16 protein-coding genes are annotated in these 16,489 nt (G+C 42.5%); 13 read left to right on the forward strand and 3 right to left on the reverse strand.

The annotated features are described in order from the left end of the window. Window positions 1-74 precede the first annotated feature (74 nt). The 4 genes from NQ117_RS00350 to NQ117_RS00365 all read left to right on the forward strand — a co-directional run bounded on the left by NQ117_RS00350 (window position 75) and on the right by NQ117_RS00365 (window position 3,464). Window positions 75-1,547 (forward strand): protein adenylyltransferase SelO, encoded by a 1,473-nt coding sequence (locus NQ117_RS00350; RefSeq protein ID WP_258276049.1) that lies wholly within the window; start codon window positions 75-77, stop codon window positions 1,545-1,547. Between the two features lie 57 nt (window positions 1,548-1,604). Beyond that, window positions 1,605-2,057: a GNAT family N-acetyltransferase gene (locus NQ117_RS00355; RefSeq protein ID WP_258276050.1), complete on the forward strand. Its 453-nt coding sequence runs from the start codon at window positions 1,605-1,607 to the stop codon at window positions 2,055-2,057. Window positions 2,058-2,331: 274 nt separating this feature from the next. Beyond that, window positions 2,332-2,829 (forward strand): hypothetical protein, encoded by a 498-nt coding sequence (locus NQ117_RS00360; protein ID WP_258276051.1) that lies wholly within the window; start codon window positions 2,332-2,334, stop codon window positions 2,827-2,829. A 272-nt stretch (window positions 2,830-3,101) separates the two neighbouring features. Beyond that, the gene (locus NQ117_RS00365; protein ID WP_258276052.1) at window positions 3,102-3,464 is read left to right on the forward strand and encodes a hypothetical protein; all 363 of its coding nucleotides are present in this window, start codon (window positions 3,102-3,104) and stop codon (window positions 3,462-3,464) included. A 110-nt stretch (window positions 3,465-3,574) separates the two neighbouring features. Here NQ117_RS00365 and NQ117_RS00370 read toward each other — a convergent pair whose 3' ends face one another. After that, on the reverse strand, window positions 3,575-4,558 hold the full coding sequence (locus NQ117_RS00370) for a zinc metalloprotease (protein WP_258276053.1): 984 nt from the start codon (window positions 4,556-4,558) through the stop codon (window positions 3,575-3,577). Between the two features lie 301 nt (window positions 4,559-4,859). On the opposite strand from NQ117_RS00370, the gene NQ117_RS00375 reads away from it, so the two are divergent. From NQ117_RS00375 to NQ117_RS00385, 3 genes are all read left to right on the forward strand, one after another. Then, a complete protein-coding gene (locus tag NQ117_RS00375) occupies window positions 4,860-5,339 on the forward strand; it encodes a MarR family winged helix-turn-helix transcriptional regulator (protein WP_258276054.1) in 480 nt (159 codons plus the stop codon). Between the two features lie 124 nt (window positions 5,340-5,463). Then, window positions 5,464-6,672, forward strand: a complete 1,209-nt coding sequence (locus NQ117_RS00380; protein WP_258276055.1) for an ArsA family ATPase — start codon at window positions 5,464-5,466, stop codon at window positions 6,670-6,672. After that, entirely contained in the window at window positions 6,659-6,964 is a 306-nt protein-coding gene (locus tag NQ117_RS00385; RefSeq protein ID WP_258276056.1) for a hypothetical protein, read from the forward strand. Before NQ117_RS00380 ends, NQ117_RS00385 begins: the two co-directional genes overlap by 14 nt. A 312-nt stretch (window positions 6,965-7,276) precedes the next feature. Here the strand turns inward: NQ117_RS00385 and NQ117_RS00390 are convergent, their stop codons facing one another. Both NQ117_RS00390 and NQ117_RS00395 read right to left on the reverse strand, forming a co-directional pair. Continuing rightward, entirely contained in the window at window positions 7,277-8,143 is an 867-nt protein-coding gene (locus NQ117_RS00390; RefSeq protein WP_375163009.1) for a pentapeptide repeat-containing protein, read from the reverse strand. Window positions 8,144-8,299: 156 nt separating this feature from the next. Then, window positions 8,300-9,469 (reverse strand): DUF418 domain-containing protein, encoded by a 1,170-nt coding sequence (locus NQ117_RS00395; protein WP_258276058.1) that lies wholly within the window; start codon window positions 9,467-9,469, stop codon window positions 8,300-8,302. A 185-nt stretch (window positions 9,470-9,654) separates the two neighbouring features. Between NQ117_RS00395 and NQ117_RS00400 the strand changes: the two genes are divergently transcribed. The 6 genes from NQ117_RS00400 to NQ117_RS00425 all read left to right on the forward strand — a co-directional run bounded on the left by NQ117_RS00400 (window position 9,655) and on the right by NQ117_RS00425 (window position 16,438). Then, window positions 9,655-10,335: a response regulator transcription factor gene (locus NQ117_RS00400; RefSeq protein WP_258276059.1), complete on the forward strand. Its 681-nt coding sequence runs from the start codon at window positions 9,655-9,657 to the stop codon at window positions 10,333-10,335. Continuing rightward, a complete protein-coding gene (locus tag NQ117_RS00405) occupies window positions 10,332-12,161 on the forward strand; it encodes a sensor histidine kinase (RefSeq protein ID WP_258276060.1) in 1,830 nt (609 codons plus the stop codon). Before NQ117_RS00400 ends, NQ117_RS00405 begins: the two co-directional genes overlap by 4 nt. Window positions 12,162-12,386: 225 nt before the next feature. Continuing rightward, the gene (locus NQ117_RS00410) at window positions 12,387-13,823 is read left to right on the forward strand and encodes a spore germination protein (protein WP_258276061.1); all 1,437 of its coding nucleotides are present in this window, start codon (window positions 12,387-12,389) and stop codon (window positions 13,821-13,823) included. Window positions 13,824-13,834: 11 nt separating this feature from the next. Further along, window positions 13,835-14,944 (forward strand): GerAB/ArcD/ProY family transporter, encoded by a 1,110-nt coding sequence (locus tag NQ117_RS00415; RefSeq protein WP_258276062.1) that lies wholly within the window; start codon window positions 13,835-13,837, stop codon window positions 14,942-14,944. A 42-nt stretch (window positions 14,945-14,986) separates the two neighbouring features. Continuing rightward, window positions 14,987-16,093, forward strand: a complete 1,107-nt coding sequence (locus NQ117_RS00420; RefSeq protein ID WP_258276063.1) for a Ger(x)C family spore germination protein — start codon at window positions 14,987-14,989, stop codon at window positions 16,091-16,093. A 123-nt stretch (window positions 16,094-16,216) separates the two neighbouring features. Further along, on the forward strand, window positions 16,217-16,438 hold the full coding sequence (locus NQ117_RS00425; RefSeq protein WP_258276064.1) for a cold-shock protein: 222 nt from the start codon (window positions 16,217-16,219) through the stop codon (window positions 16,436-16,438). Window positions 16,439-16,489: the final 51 nt, after the last annotated feature.

Below are 16,489 nucleotides of genomic sequence, written 5' to 3' on the forward strand. Positions count from 1 at the left end.
TCAGAATCAGATATATTAAGAGTCAAACGAAAGAAACAAGGAATACATAAGCCACAATCAATAAAGGAGATACGATGATAGATAACAACGAAGTAATAGAACCAGGCTGGAAGTTCGACAACAGTTATACGCACCTTCCTCAACTATTTTTTACAGCACAGGGACCCACGGCTGTTCATGCACCAGAAATAATCATTTTCAACATGCCGTTGGCAGCATCACTAGGATTGAACGCCCAAGCGCTGCAAGGTGAAGAAGGAGTCGCTGTGTTTGCAGGTAATCACATTCCTGAGGGAGCTGCGCCATTGGCTCAAGCCTATGCGGGCCATCAGTTCGGACATTTTAATCGGTTAGGGGATGGGCGTGCGCTGCTCATCGGTGAACACATCACCCCTCAAGGTGAACGATTCGATATTCAGCTGAAAGGTTCAGGCAGAACACCCTATTCTCGCGGCGGAGATGGTCGAGCGGCACTTGGGCCGATGCTGCGCGAGTATATCATTAGCGAAGCGATGCATGCGCTGGGAATTTCCACGACTCGCAGTCTAGCAGTTGTGACTACTGGAGAGCCCATCTACCGTGAAACTGAGCTGCCAGGTGCAGTTTTGACTCGTGTTGCTGCCAGTCATATACGCGTTGGGACGTTTCAATTTGCAGCAAAATTCGGATCGGTTGAAGATATTCGAGCACTTGCTGATTACAGCATTCAAAGACACTATCCGGAAGTTTACGATCATGAGAACCGCTATCTGGCGCTGCTGCATGAAGTGATTAAGCGTCAGGCAGCATTGATTGCGAAATGGCAGCTTGTTGGCTTCATTCACGGGGTAATGAATACCGACAATATGGCGATTAGCGGGGAAACGATTGATTACGGACCGTGTGCCTTTATGGATCGCTATGATCCGGCAACAGTGTTTAGCTCCATTGACAGGGATGGACGCTACGCCTATGGCAATCAGCCACGTATTGGCGCTTGGAATCTAGCGAGATTGGCGGAAGCACTGCTGCCGCTTATTCATGACGATGAGGAGCAGGCCATTGCAATGGCTGAAGATGCGATAGCAGACTTCATTGAGCTGTATCATGTAAATTGGCTGGAAGGCATGAGAGCGAAGTTGGGTATTTTTAATGAAGAGTTAGAAGATTCATCTCTAATTGAAGGCCTTCTCAGCATGATGAAAAAGTACGAAGCGGATTTCACGAATACGTTCCGTGCTTTAACGTTGCAACAACCAGAAGCTTCGGCGTTGTTTAGCTCATCGGAGTATGCGGAGTGGCATGAACAATGGCAAGCAAGATTGGGCAGACAACCGCAATCCATAACTGATTCTCAGCAATTAATGAAGAACAGCAATCCGGCAATTATTCCTCGCAATCATCGTGTGGAGGAAGCACTTGAGGCGGCGGTAAAAGGGGATTTCAGTGTAATGGAGCGATTGCTTCTTGTTCTTGCGAATCCGTTCGCGTATTCAGAAGAACAAGTTGAGTATACTTCACCACCTGCACCAGATGCTTGTCCTTATCAAACGTTTTGCGGTACTTAAGTAGTTGGTAATATATAGATATTGAAACCGGAACATTACTAAACAAGGAGAGTCACAATGGAAATACGTAAGCTAAATGCTCATGAACATCCGCCAATGGACTTGCTGCTGCTGGCAGACCCTTCTGAAACGATCGTGACAGATTATTTACAGCGAGGGCAGTGTTATGTAGCTGAATTAGCAAGAAGCATCGTGGCAGTTTATGTGCTGCTGCCAACAAGGCCAGAAACGATAGAACTGGTAAATGTGGCAGTGCGCGAGGATCTCCATGGACAAGGGATCGGGAAGCAGATCGTCAACCATGCGATTGAGCAAGCTAGGATGCAAGGCTATAAGACGATTGAGATCGGAACAGGCAATTCAGGTGTAGGACAACTAGCGTTATATCAAAAATGTGGTTTCCGAATCGTTGGTGTGGACCTCGATTTCTTTGTGAGACACTATCCAGAAGAGATTATCGAAAATGGGATTCCTTGTAGGGATATGATACGTATGACTCAGGATTTATAAGGTAATAGCTTATAAAATAAATAATGCTGCGGCCGCTGTTCAGTACGATACTGGAAGCGGTCGTTTTTTTTGTTTTCCTTTCATAAGCATGGGGAGAGAAAGTGGATATTTTATACCAGAAAAATTTTACATAGAAACAACATTCCTTTGACATGCACTTAATATAATCCAGTTAGTATATATCAGTACATAAACACTTAAACATATGAACTAATAAACCGATAATAGATATATCGAATATGCTGTTTTGACCTCAAGGGAGCTAATAGCGACAATGAATCAACATCCACGTGAAAAAAATATCGTTATGGAACGATTGATACAGGTTGAAGATAAGGGACTCGTGTTAGAAATGCCATTCAACATGTCGTCTGCCACAGAACAGCTTGATATACAGATAAAGGTAGACACGTTCGGTGAGGGAGCATCCGTGATAGATTTGGGCTTCAAGGACTCTGATGGAATGCGGGGTTGGAGCGGGGGAACAGATATATCTTTTCAATTAGGGAGAGGTGTGCCAGCCAGGAGTTATGAATCCCCGGAATTAGAAACGGAGTCTGAATGGGCGGTGCTGCTATATGCTAATGAAGTGCCGCAAGCAGGATGCCGCGTCACCTTGTATCTAACTTGTCATCTCATGGCTCCTTGCCGGCAGAAGGATCATAAGTACAGTGACTACTTCCCGAATATAGAAAAAAACCTGCAGAAAAACTTCGACATCAATACTCATCCGGGCTGTATTTTGAATGAACTGACACGAATAATGGACTAATTCACGAAGTAAATGTACGTTTAGGCGAGTGTAAAGAAAAAATTTGGGCTGTTTCATGTGAATGGAAAAGGTAAGCGCGACAGAAATGTTACCGATAAACATTCTTATTTCTAATGGTTATCTTTAGGTCGCCTTAGATGTTTGTATTTGAAGGGCGTTCATCCAATTAATTATGGTGCTCTACATGTATGTTGGCATAAATAGACCAATTGTGGGCCAAATTAGGTAGGCAAGATCACGGATAGGATGCCGATTCAAAGGAGATTACAAACATGACAAATACCGAAGCAGTCATACAGGTTCAAGCTTTTATTAAATCAGTTGAGAACGATGTTACGACCAATGGGTATACGCAGCACTACTTGCGCATTCATGAAATTGTCGTAATGAATGCGGAAGGAATTAAAGTATCAGAAATCAACAAAGAAATCACCGCTTTGATTCGTTATGGTGATGAACATAGCTTTCCCGAGCCAATTACGGGATTGGCAGCAGGACAATCGCTTGAGATCAAAGGCGTTTATTTGGAGAAGAATACAATAGATCCGATTATCGGAAGTCCAGAAGATGCGGTGCTGTACTATGCACATCGTCCAGTCGGCTATGTTGTGTATGGTGGTAAGCGCTACGAATAAGCTAGCTGATGATGAAGTACATATTAGCACAGCTATAAATAATAGCCTGCCTCCTCTTCGAGGATAGCAGGCTGTTTCATTTACCCGTGTTAATCAGTTAGTTGTATATTTTATAGTAGCAATTGCTTGGGCTCAGGAGAATTAGGAGAAGACAAAAAAGATGATCTAGGGCCCTGCAAGCAAGCATGCATGCGCTCTACCTGTTCCTCTGTAAACATAACCATGGCCGAATCATTTACATAGTCCATATAATTCATGAACATATCGCCGTCTGGGCCGTTGTTACAGGAGATCTGAGGGAAGCTTGGGGTGCCAAAGTTAGGGCTCGCTTGATTTGGCGTATCATCTACATGATCGGTGCCTATGCATTCTGTACCTGGTTCCGCACCATCATCACCCCAGATGTGACGGAGATCGAGCCAATGACCAACCTCATGAGTAAGGGTTCTGCCCAAATTGAATGGAGCCTCCGCTGTTCCTAATGTACCGAATGCTCGATACGTACACACGACACCGTCAGTATGAGCAGGTCCTCCAGGAAATTGTGCGTAGCCAAGAATACCATAGCTTAATGCGCACACCCAAACATTCAAATATTGATCGGATGGCCAGGCGTCAGTTCCCCCAGTAGCGCTTGCTTTGACATCATCCTCAAAGGCTGAAAATTCAACTTTGGAGGTTTGGGTTCGTGTAATTCCTGTCGTAGGAAGCCCTTCAGGATCAACGGTTGCCAAATAAAATTCAATGTCGGCATCTTCGGCAGTATCCTCCCAAATAGGCGGAACTTGAGAAATATCGGAGTTTTGTTTGCGGAAATCTTGATTGAGTACGATCATCTGACTAGCAATTTGTTCATCTGAAATGTTCTGTTCTGGCTTGTTCCAGAGTACATGTACAACAACAGGAATGCTTATCACATCGCGTTGTCCAACACGTGCAAGCATGACATTCTGACGATAGCCAGCCTCAATACGTTGACGTTCCTGTGCATAATGCTCAGACTGTGCTAATAGTAGTTGATGGACTTGTGAGGCAGCGCATGTTCTCCTTAGTGGCAGGTCTTTTGTTGGAAGCTTAGCATGTGGTTCATTCATACCTATCCCTTCTTTCCATTTAAATTAGGAGATAAAGAAGATAGTAATGACAATAGATGTTAGACTAGAACTACTAGACGCCTCAGGATAAGGATATGTGGGTGGAAGATGTCAGTTGACATCTTGTACTAGAAGAACTTAATTATACCATATTTGCATCCGATTGTAATGTCACGATTTGTGTCAAAGTAAATGGAGAGAAATAAATCCAGATTATAGGTAAATAAAGATTGCTATTTATTACGATATCGTATTAAAATAAAAAACAAGAAGTACATCGTCATACTGGAGGAACTACACCGTGATAGAACAACTGCTGGATCTGTTCGTTAAGAACGGATTGCGGCCTTTAAATTGGATGCCAGAGGCACGAGAGCTGGAGCAATCGGTAAACAGCTCGGAACTATCTGCGCTCGTACTGCTTGATTATTATGAGGAGCTGACGATGTCGGAGTTGGCTGAGCATTTAGGGGCTCCTTTGAGTACGATTACGAGTTTGGCGAAACGACTTGTTCGGAAAGAATTGATTGATCGCAAGCAATCTGACCGAGATCAGCGGATTATTCTTGTCCGGCTTACTTCTGATGGAAGGCAGTTGGCAGCACAGGCTAAGGGCATATTAGAAAGTTCTTTAGTACGTGTTCAGGATACGTTAACGGCTGAGGAACTGCAGCAATTTATAGCGTTGGCGTTAAAGGTTGGCAGGGCGCTGCAGCAGGGTGATAAGGAAGAGAAAGCAATGCCAGCAAAGTCGCTGCACAAAATACAAATAGAAGATTAGCAGCTGCGGGCTAGTAAATTTTTTTATCATATTACTACGATATCGTAGTAAATGAAACATAGATGTTCCTCAACTTAGATTATGCAGAAGACGGCATTAAACGACGAGATGGAGGGCTTTTGTGATGAGAATATTGCTATATACCGGAAAAGGCGGAGTAGGTAAAACGAGTGTGGCAGCAGCGACAGCTGTAAAATTAGCTGCAGAAGGATATCGTACGTTAGTGTTGAGTACAGATGCGGCACACAGTTTATCAGATTCGCTCGATGTACCGCTTGGCAGTGAGCCTGTTCAAGTTGCGGAAAGGCTATGGGGACTTGAAGTGGATAGTGTGCGTGAGACCGAAAAACATTGGGGAGCCGTACAAAGCTGGCTGACAGGAATGATGAATTGGGCGAAGCTCAATGACGTGTCTACTGAAGAAATGCTTGTGTTTCCGGGTATGGAGGAACTATTCAGTCTTCTGCAAATTAAGCGTCATGCAGATAGCGGAAATTATGACATCATCATCGTAGACTGTGCCCCAACTGGAGAAACGCTGCGTCTGCTTAGTTACCCGAATGTGATGAGCTGGTGGATGGAGAAAATATTCCCTTATGAACGCAGACTCGTCAAGCTTGTACGTCCTGTTGCCAAGATTGTCACCGGTGGAATGGAACTGCCTGACGATAAAGTTATGAACAGTATTGAATCATTCGTTCATGAAATAGGAGAACTGCATAAGCTTATTCTCGATCCAGCTATAACATCGGTCAGGTTAGTGATGATCCCCGAGAAGATGGTCGTGTCAGAAGCGAGAAGGGCATTTACCTATTTGAATTTGTTCGGATTTAACACAGATGCGATTATCGTCAATCGTGTACTTCCAGAAGAGGCTGCTGTAGGGTATTGGGATGAATGGCGCAGTATTCATGCCAAGTATGAAGAAGAAATACAGAACAGCTTCAGTCCTTTGCCTATATTACTTATTCCGTTAATGAAATCCGAAGTAGTTGGTCAGTCGATGCTTCAACAAATTAGTGAGGAGGCATTTGGTGAGCTGAATGCGGGAGCTGTGCTGCATGTAGGAAAAGTACAAGAAATCCGTAAAGAGGGTGCCGTTTATTATTTAGATCTGACGTTGCCGTTTATGCATAAAGAAGAGCTTCAGCTTAGTCAAAAAGGGGATGAGCTCACGGTTCAAGCAGGTCCATATAAAAGGAAGGTGCTGCTGCCGAGAGCCTTATTTGGCCGTTCGATCGCAGGTGCTCGCTTTATTGACCAAAAGCTGTCGATAAAGTTTGGAGAACGTTCGGCTGAACAGGAAAGGGGTCTTGGTGATGAAGCGCGATGACGTTATACTACTTGTAAACCATCTGTATACGATGCATGAAGCGTTGAAAGAAAGCTATATGCCTCGTATTCCGGGTAACGCACAAGTTCATTTTCGTGCGATGAAAAAAGAAGCATTGCTTGGGACTCGTTCTCTGTTAGACGCTGTCATCGAAGGATTGGATAACTCCGCTGATAGAGGGGCGGTTTCTGCCCAGCAGAACAAACCTAATCAAGGTCATGGAGGCCAAGTTAACATAGAAGGCAGGCGCTCTCACCGCAGTAGCAGTTCTAACATTGAGATTACAGATTGACTTTCTTGGTACAGGAAGTAGCGAAATCATGTACAGGGCCAACGTCATGTACAGCACTCATATAAAATAGCTGCAAAAATGCATCAGTTTAATCTGAAAATAGCTGATTTTAAAAAACGGATACAAAAGTGCAGTTATTTCACTGGCCCGGTTCCTTGGAGTGAGGATCGCAGCGAAATAACTGCATAATTGTATCCTTTTACATTCTTACTGCTGCTCATAGCGCTCAAAGAGCACGTGTTTGCATCAATTTTTGTTAGCAGGTTAGCTGTTTGTGAAGCAATTGTACTTCATTTCGACTCTTTATTCCCATTAGGCCATCCAGTGCTCAGGAGTATTTAGAGCAGCAGGCAATTTAGTTGTTCTATCTCCATTGGCAGAATTTACTTGCGCTTGTGTAAGAAAAATACTGCCTACAAGATTCGTTCCTCTTAGATCAGTGTCTCTTAAGTCTGCGCCAATTAGATCCGTCATTCTCATATCAGCATTCCGGAGGTCAGCAGCAATAAATAGCACACCTCTCAAATTCGCACCTCTTAGATCAGCACCTCTTAAATTGACCCCGATAAAATCTCTTCCTTTGATCAAATTACGCTGGCGATTCAAGAGTTTACTGCTGCTTGTTACTTTTGAACGCACCAATTCACTTGCTTTCAGCAATAAGGGATTAATTGTGGCTCTATGCTCATCAATATGAAGCTGTAAGAGAGCTGGTGGTGTAAGCTGTGTCAGACGTTCCGTTTCCGCAAGAGCTATCTTCATATCTTCATAGATCGGGTGGGCGTCCTTGAAATGAAGTGCTTCATGTAAGTAATAAAGCATTTCATGGAGCTGCTGCATAATAGGCAGTACATCAAACATTTCCTTAGCTATGGCAGGATTATCTCGCCAATTTTGTCCGTTATATGTATGTTGTGAAATTTTTTGGCCTGCCCCAAAGCATTCATAGACTGTACAGCCGCGAAAGCCGTTATTTCTCAACTGGTTATGAATGCCACAGCGATAATCTGCTTGCAGGTTGCGACAAGGTGTACCGCTATCTTTATCAAAAGCAAAATCCGCGGTTTTCGCATAGGGGAGAGCAATACAGCATAAGCCAAAGCATGTTTCGCAGTCTGCACGAAATCTATTTTTCGTTTGGTTGTAATCAATTGATGTAGAGGACAAGCGATTGCACATCCTTACTAAAGTATTGGTGTTTTAATTTACCATATTTTACGTATTCGACATTACGTTGTGTTAATCCTTGCTGTGAGTATGCAAACAAAGAGTGCTGACGAATCGAGTCGGCACCCTTTGTACGATAAGCACTAGAAACTTTTTTACACTCAACGTTTACTGTATATGACTTATAGTTGTATTCGTGTTCGCAGATGGTTTCTCGGCAACTGTCGATTTTTTAATCGGTGTCCATTTCCAATACGTAAACATTCTCCACAACCACTCAATGGGCCCGTATGCAAATCGAGTCAACCACCAAGAGCTGAATTTGGCCTGCAAGACGATTGTGACACAGGCAATAACAAGGCCCCAGAACACGCCGACGCTGTGGATGAGACCGATACCCTCCAACAAGATGCCTGCAGGAATGAACAATAGGGTGAATATAATCGTGTGTGATAAATAATTGGATAGCGACATTTTCCCAATCGCTTGAAAAGGCTTGAAAAAGCGTTCTCCGAAACTAGTTGTAAATAAGTACATGATGCCGAACAAATAGCCCAGCATCGTAAGTCCATTCCCGATAATGAGTAAATCAGCCCACACTTCGTGACTATTTGAAAGGTACAATATTGCTTTGATTGGCCATCCAATAATCAAAAATATTAATGAGAGCAAGCCATTTCGCGTCTTATTGTCCTCTAATCGATGAAACCAATTGCTGCGCATCGCATACACCCCAAGAAGGAAATAGGGAAGTACTTCGGTCGCGGCAGCCCATAGCGTATGAAATAAACTCTCGAACGGATCCCATAATTCAGGGGAAATTAAATTTGCCAAGTCCATAATATGAAACAGTGGTTTGTCTACGATATCGAGTGGCCTGAGTAATAGGGATATGATAGGCGCAGACAACCAGATGAGAAGTGAGCTCACTAGCAAAATCTTAGGTTGACATTTTAAAAATAGAAGAAGGAGAAATCCAGATGCCCCATACGTAGCTAATATATCACCTTGCCATAAATAGAGATAATGGATAAGTCCTAATCCAAATAAAAAGAGAAAACGCCGCAAAAAGGTTAGTTCTACACGTAATCCTCGTCTCTCCAAACTGCGAAACAAAATAACAAAGCCTACCCCGAACATAAAAGAAAATAAAGGACGATAGCTGCTGCTGGTGAAAATTTGCACGAAATCAGTTAGTACTTTATCAAAGTTGCTTAGCTTTGCGATTTCCTCTGGTGTTGGGTACTGAAACATAATGATATGCAGCAATAAAATACCGAACAATGCAAATCCTCGTATCGCATCTAATACTGGCAAGCGTTCCGTTCTCAATCTCATCACTCTCCACTCCAAATAGACTCTCTCTATTCTCGAACACTATCATCATAAGTGCTGTCGATGTCTATGATGTGTCAGTCAACAACTAAAAAAGACACACAAAAAACACAACAATCGATTACAATATTTTGGAAGGAATATAGAATAAGCCCTTTCATGGCTATCACAAAAGGGGAGAACATAAAATGGGGTATCGTGTATTAATTGTTGAAGATGAGAGTCGGATTCGGGAAATTGTGACCGATTATTTTGAACAAGAAAATTGGATCGTTCATGAAGCAGAGAATGGGAAGGAAGCGATGAATATGCTCCTTACCTTGACTGTGGATTTAATCATCGTCGATATTCTCATGCCTGAAATGGACGGGTGGAGTGTATGCCGCCAAGTTCGCAAGCGCTCGGCTGTGCCGATCATTATTTTGACAGCGCGAAGTGATGATGATGACAAGTTAATGGGATTTGAGTTGGGAGCAGACGATTATGTCACAAAGCCTTTCAGCCCTAAAGTACTCGTTGCAAGAGCAGAAATGTTAATGAAGCGAGTTGAAGGTACGGTAGGTATGGAGCATCAAATGATTAAATTCGGCAATATTTCGATATTTAAGCAGGGCCGACACATTGAAGTGGATGGCCAACAAATGGAGCTAACGCCGAAGGAATTCGATATTCTCATGTATATGTACAAGCACAAAGGGATTGTAGTTGCTAGAGAGACGCTGCTTGATCATATATGGGGCTATGAATACGATGGGGAACTGCGCGTTGTGGATACACATATTAAGAAGCTGAGGGCAAAGCTAGGAACAGGAGCTTCCCATATACGTACCGTGACAGGCTCTGGCTATAAGCTTGAGGTAAAGGGATGAAAAAGCGTAGCATTACGTTTAAGCTATTTGCGCTCACCTCTGTGATTTTTGTGCTGTTCTACGCATTACTCACCGCAGGACTATTTATATTTTTTGAGCAATTTTATGAAAAACATAACATTAAAACGGTGAAGGACAGTTTGTATTCGTATATTAAAGAATCATATGAAGAGGAAACCGGTGAAGCTCAATACGTATTGAAGAACGATGCTCTTCTTGCCATACTTGAACCAGACGGCAGCAACATTTACACTAATCCCTTTGTTATTGAAATTCTTGTAAAAAATAAAGGGAGTTATCTCGTTCCTCTTTTTATGTTCTACAACAATAAAGAGCTGCTTGAATCGGGTATGAAAAATGGAGATTTTGTTACGCTGACAGGGCTGCAGGGAGAAAATGCTACGGTTTCTGAAAAAATGAACAGACGCTTGTTTTATCCATACATCATTACTTATAAAGATAACGTTATTAAAGGCGGACCTGAGGAGAAGGTAGACACAAGCGGGATGACGCAATTGTCGGGGGTGATTACAGGAATCCAATATCCCGATCAACCGTTTATAGACGCACCATATGACGAACGTAATCAGATTATTGCAGAAGCGATTGATAGGTTGTTCCCATTAACGGATGCTCAGCTTAGTCTGCTCGGATCAGGCGAATCCATGGAAGTTACATGGTTGGACAGTAAGACTGGGGTCGATAATCTCATTGAAATTCAACCTATTCTACAGCATGGAAATTTAAATGAACTTATATTTTCCGTTTCCGCTCATCAAGAAATAGGAGAGAGCTTCGATGCGCTGAAGACGTATTATATCTACATAGGCATTGGCGGATTCGTTGTTATCATATTGTTATCCTTTATGTTCTCCAAAATTGTAAGCCAGCCGATTTTGAAAATGAATCATGTTGCTTCCCGGATGGCACGGCTTGATTTCTCTGCGGTCTCTGAAGTTAACAGTTACGATGAGATTGGAAGCTTATCCGATAGTTTAAATAGCCTTTCCAACAACCTTCAGCGTTCCATGAATGATCTTCAGGACGCGAACGAACAATTGCAAAAAGATATGGAACATAAACAAAAGATGGAACAGCTTCAGAAAGAGTTCATCGCCAATGCCTCTCACGAATTAAAAACGCCGCTAAGTATTGTGAAAAGCTATGCAGAAGGTTTATTGGACGACGTAGTCGCACATAAACGGACTCGCTATACAGAAGTTATATTGGATGAAGCAGGTAAAATGGAGACACTTGTAAACGATATGCTGGAACTAGCTAAACTGGAGTCACCCGTAACGAGATTGAAGTTGGAAAGCTTTTCACTTATCGATTTGCTGCAAGAGATTATCGACAAACTCACCAAACATTTGAGGGAGAAACATTTACATATCATCATCCATACCCATGATGAGGCAGAGCAAGCTTGGGCAGATTTGAAGCGTATCGAGCAGGTTCTTACCAACATCCTTGTCAATGCGATTCGTCATTCGGATGCCAGTAGCACAATTTCGGTGACGCTCAAGCCTGAGCAGGTAGATGGGAGCCAGCATGTGCATGTACGAATTGATAATTATGGAGAACATATTCTAGAGGATCAGTTGGCATTTATTTGGGATCGATTTTACCGTGGAGAGCAATCCCGTAATCGTAAAATGGGCGGAACGGGCCTAGGTCTCGCCATTACGAAACATATTTTGGATTTGCACGGTAGTCGATACCTGGTGTTCAATACAGGCCATGGAGTGGCATTCACATTCACTATTCCAGCCGAGCATAAAAATGATAATACCTCACAATTGATGATTAGGGACGGGAACATGTAAGTGAGGAGCAGGTAAGAAATAAATAAATCAAACAAGTAAGAAAGCATCTTAAGTGTGATAAGAGGTTCCAAATTCTTATCTGACTACTAAGATGCTTTTTTATATGTAATCACGCAAAAGCAATCCGACTCATTTTATTGAGGTTGAGGTGCCTTTTTACTCATTCATCAATATTTTCTAGCCGGGGAGCCCATAATAAGGGTACAAATGAAAGCGGTGGTGAAAATGAGCATACTCAATCGTCTGCATGATGTATTTGCGGAAAACTGCCAATGGACATGCAGATTCTTTAGTATTCATGGCAAAACGGTTCATGTCATGTTCTTAAACAACGTGGCAGATGACGAACTGTTAAGCGAAGGAATACTAAGGCCGTTGCAAAAGCTTGATGTAAAAGCTGTAGAACAGTTGACGCCAGACCTTTTGCTTGGGCAGCTCCCGCTCAAAAAAGGGGAATTATCGCACGATCTAGATCAAATCTGTCATAAGCTCATGCTAGGTTGGAGTTATGTATGGATTCAAGATTGTAGTGAAGGACTCTTAATGTGTACAGCAGCCCATCACGAACGTACATTGAGCAAAGCCGAGATCGAATCTGATGAGTATGGACCGCAAGTCGCTTTTGTTGAGGAATTGTCCACCAATCTGGCTTTATTATATAAGCTGCTTCCCGATTCCAAGCTCTGTGTCAGTTCTTTGGAAATGGGAAATGTATCGAAAACAGTGGTTAATATCGTTTATTTAAAAGAATACGCGAATGAAGATCAAGTGGCCCTATTGCGGTCTAGGATTTCATCCCTTCAACATATTAATGGCATGCTCGATTCGCTGAAGCTAGCGCAACTCCTTGATGATAATGTAGCTACACTATTTCCAACGATGCTGCATACAGAACGTCCTGACCGGGTATGCCAAGGCCTGCTGGCAAATAAAATAGCACTCTTTGTAGATGGCAGCCCATTTGCCGTTCTTTGTCCTGTTACGATCTATGAGTTTTTTCATGCTGGCAGCGATATGTACCAGCGTTGGATCGTAGGCGTGCTGCTTCGTTTGCTGCGCATGTGCGCCATCATTGCGTCGGTATTCGTGACTTCCATTTATGTAGCAGCCATTACGTTTCACTATCAAGTCATTCCACCTGAACTGTTGAAGACGTTAATCGAATCCCACAGTAGAGTCCCATTTCCACCTATACTGGAAGCGCTCTTGCTGGAAGTCATGATAGAGCTGCTTCGTGAATCCAGTATACGGATGCCAAGCAAAGTGGGACAGACGATGGGGGTTGTAGGCGGTATCGTTATCGGACAAGCTGCTGTGGAGGCGGGATTTATTAGCAATATTTTGCTCATGATCGTAGCGTTAGGCACCTTGTCATCTTTTGTGGTTTCTAACTTCGCTATGGGTAATTCGCTGCAAATTATTCGCTTCCCACTTATTATACTTGCAGGTACGTGGGGAGGTATCGGAATTGTCGTGGGAGCTAGCTTCATTATTATTCATTTAGCTAGACAAACTAGCTTAGGTGTCCCGTATTTGCAACCTATGAATGTATTGGATAGCAAAACAGATGAACATTCGGTGCTGCGGATGATATGGAAATTAATGAAGCGTGAGAAAAGCAGTTATCGTATCCGTAAGCCTAAGGAAGATTTTGCAGAGTAGGGGTTAAACATATGAGCAATAAAGAGGTGGAAAGTCCGGCACTCCTTCACCCCATGTTTACAATGGTGTTTATGTTCGTGACCCAAATATCCATTGGTATGTTGGCTTTTCAAAAATATGTGTACCGTGAATCCGAGCATGATGCGTGGATTTCTGTCGTCGTTGCGGGATTATTTGCTCATATCATTCTGTTTCTCATCATGAAAACGTTAAAGCGATATCAATATCAGGATTTGTTTCACATCCATGTCCGCTTATTTGGAAAATGGTTTGGCGGGGCATGCAATTTAATTATTATTTGCTACTGGTTCAGTGTCTCCGTCTATATTTTACGTAACTATATTGAGGTACTGCATATTTGGATTTTTGCAGAAGTGCCGGTTTGGGTTTTTACCGCCATATTTTTTGCGTTGATTATATACGCGCTGTCAGGTGGATTAAGAGTGATTGGTATTGTATCCCTTGTAAATCTCCTGTTAGTAGGTTGGATGGCGGTACTGCTTTATTTACCAATAAGACAAGCAGAGTGGAAGCTTCAACTGCTGCCTATTATGCAGGCAAGCTTGGGAGAAATCATGATGGGGTCTTTAGCGATGGGTGCGACGTTAGGCGGATTTGAGGTTGTGTACTACGTGAGTCATCGCATGAAGCAGCCGCATCGAATAAGTACATATGCCCAATTGGGATTGCTGTTCGTTAATATACTATATGTCATTGTCATGCTCGTATCCATCGGATACTATAGTGAGCACCAAATTTTGAATAACTCTTGGGGGACGCTATCTTTGTTTAAAATTGTGCAATTTGCGTTCCTTGAAAGACTGGAGTTTGTGTTGATTATGCTGTGGCTGCTTATTATTGTGGCAAATTTGCTTGTGAACTATTGGATTATGACGCAGGGGCTTCATCGAGTGTTTCACGTAAAACGCAAATATGCTTGTATCGTTATTATGTTAATGGCCTTAGTTTGCAACATGCTGCTGAAGACAGGTGATCAACTAGCTGTTGTCTCTGGACTCGTCGGTAAGTTCTCCATTTTGTTTTCGTTTGTTTATCCAGTCGTTATTTATATCATTGCTCACATCGTAGAGGGTGTAAGATCTCGGGCAAAGGAAGCGTGATGACGTATCAAAAATAGAGAGAGGAAAGGAATTTGTTTCGTAGTGTTTACGCTGCTTATCCTAATGGTGGTGACGGGGTGTGCAGAATCAAAAATTATTGATAAGTTGGGCATTTTAGTTGCCGTTGGTTACGATTTGACGGAGCAGGACAGCAATGATCGAATACGCACTACCGTTTTATCTTATAAGCCGGGTGCTACATCTACCAATACCGTTCCGACTAGTGCTTCTAATAATACAAGTAAAGGGGTTCGTGAAAAACTTAGTCTTCGCACATCGACGAAGGAAGTAATTGGACAGCTGCGGGTAGCTGCTTATGGGGAGCCGCTTGTGAGAGAGGGCATTATTACGCTTACAGATACATTCCAACGAGATTCTGAAATTGGGACCAGTGTCTATCTTGTCGTGGCAAAGGATTCCGCAGAACAATTGTTGAACGCTAAAAATAAGCAGCGCGCGAGTACTGGCGATTACTTATATGAATTAATTAAAAAAAATATAGAATCGGGCATTGTACCATCACCAACGCTCCATAATTTTTTGAATGCGTACTATCGAGCAGGTAAAGACCCAATATTGCCATATATCGAGGTGAAAGGAGATGAAATTCTCATCTCCAAGCTGGCTTTAATGAAAGATGATCGGATGATTGGCAGCTTGAACTTGTCGGAAAGCTTTCTCGTTAAAGCGATGATGGGGAGCAATCATTTTTTGACACACGAGATTGAATTGAATACGGATCGCCTTCGTAAATACTATGAGCCGACGTTCGATAAGCTCTATGTTACTCTTTCTCATATCGTGACGAAATCACGTATTAAGCTTATCCATAAAGACACTCCTGAGTTTCACATCCAGATTCAGCTGAAGGGAGAAATGGAGGAAATTAGTGATCTGGTCAATCTTGAAAAAGCAGAGGTTATTCATGCATTGGAGCGGGAAGCAGAACAAACGCTGAAATCGGAATTTGAAGATGTTATGAAGAAGCTTCAGACGAAACAAGTGGACCCAGTTGGATTTGGCAGCCATTATCGATCTTCAGTACGGGTCAAAGATTTTACTGCTAAGAAGTGGCGGGAAATGTTGAAAGAGGCAAGGTTCGAATATGATGTAAAAGTAACCTTTGTTAATGTTGGTATAACAAGTTAAGTATAGGTCGTTGTGCTTAGGGAATCTTATAAAAGACCTAGGAAATCTTTTGACTTCTAGCGTGAAGAAATGATATATTTATCGATATTATTTTATTCGTTAGTTGAGAAGGGATGTACGCAAGTGACAGCAAGTGAAGACATTAAGCCGGTTTTAACACCTACTAAAATCTTAAAATGTAGAAATGCTGAATGCAAAGTATGGGTACGTGATGAATTTGCAACTACGGAACAAACTTGTCCGATTTGCAAAGGGCCAATGATTAAAAGTATTAAACATTTACCTGCTGTACAAAACAAAATTAAACGTCAGCCACGCAAGCCGAAGTCGGAATTTGATTTTTAACATTTGCTTGCTGCTAATAATTAACGAGCATCTATATAATAGATGGCTCGT

Source organism: Paenibacillus sp. SC116 (assembly GCF_024733555.1).
GTDB lineage: Bacteria > Bacillota > Bacilli > Paenibacillales > Paenibacillaceae > Paenibacillus_B.

Bases quoted from the DNA above. Each gene is read 5' to 3' on its own strand.
- NQ117_RS00350 (WP_258276049.1), top strand. From the start codon at position 75: ATGATAGATAACAACGAAGTAATAGAACCAGGCTGGAAGTTCGACAAC.
- NQ117_RS00355 (WP_258276050.1), top strand. From the start codon at position 1,605: ATGGAAATACGTAAGCTAAATGCTCATGAACATCCGCCAATGGACTTG.
- NQ117_RS00360 (WP_258276051.1), top strand. From the start codon at position 2,332: ATGAATCAACATCCACGTGAAAAAAATATCGTTATGGAACGATTGATA.
- NQ117_RS00365 (WP_258276052.1), top strand. From the start codon at position 3,102: ATGACAAATACCGAAGCAGTCATACAGGTTCAAGCTTTTATTAAATCA.
- NQ117_RS00370 (WP_258276053.1), bottom strand. From the start codon at position 4,558: ATGAATGAACCACATGCTAAGCTTCCAACAAAAGACCTGCCACTAAGG.
- NQ117_RS00380 (WP_258276055.1), top strand. From the start codon at position 5,464: ATGAGAATATTGCTATATACCGGAAAAGGCGGAGTAGGTAAAACGAGT.
- NQ117_RS00385 (WP_258276056.1), top strand. From the start codon at position 6,659: ATGAAGCGCGATGACGTTATACTACTTGTAAACCATCTGTATACGATG.
- NQ117_RS00390 (WP_375163009.1), bottom strand. From the start codon at position 8,143: ATGTGCAATCGCTTGTCCTCTACATCAATTGATTACAACCAAACGAAA.
- NQ117_RS00395 (WP_258276058.1), bottom strand. From the start codon at position 9,469: ATGAGATTGAGAACGGAACGCTTGCCAGTATTAGATGCGATACGAGGA.
- NQ117_RS00400 (WP_258276059.1), top strand. From the start codon at position 9,655: ATGGGGTATCGTGTATTAATTGTTGAAGATGAGAGTCGGATTCGGGAA.
- NQ117_RS00405 (WP_258276060.1), top strand. From the start codon at position 10,332: ATGAAAAAGCGTAGCATTACGTTTAAGCTATTTGCGCTCACCTCTGTG.
- NQ117_RS00410 (WP_258276061.1), top strand. From the start codon at position 12,387: ATGAGCATACTCAATCGTCTGCATGATGTATTTGCGGAAAACTGCCAA.
- NQ117_RS00415 (WP_258276062.1), top strand. From the start codon at position 13,835: ATGAGCAATAAAGAGGTGGAAAGTCCGGCACTCCTTCACCCCATGTTT.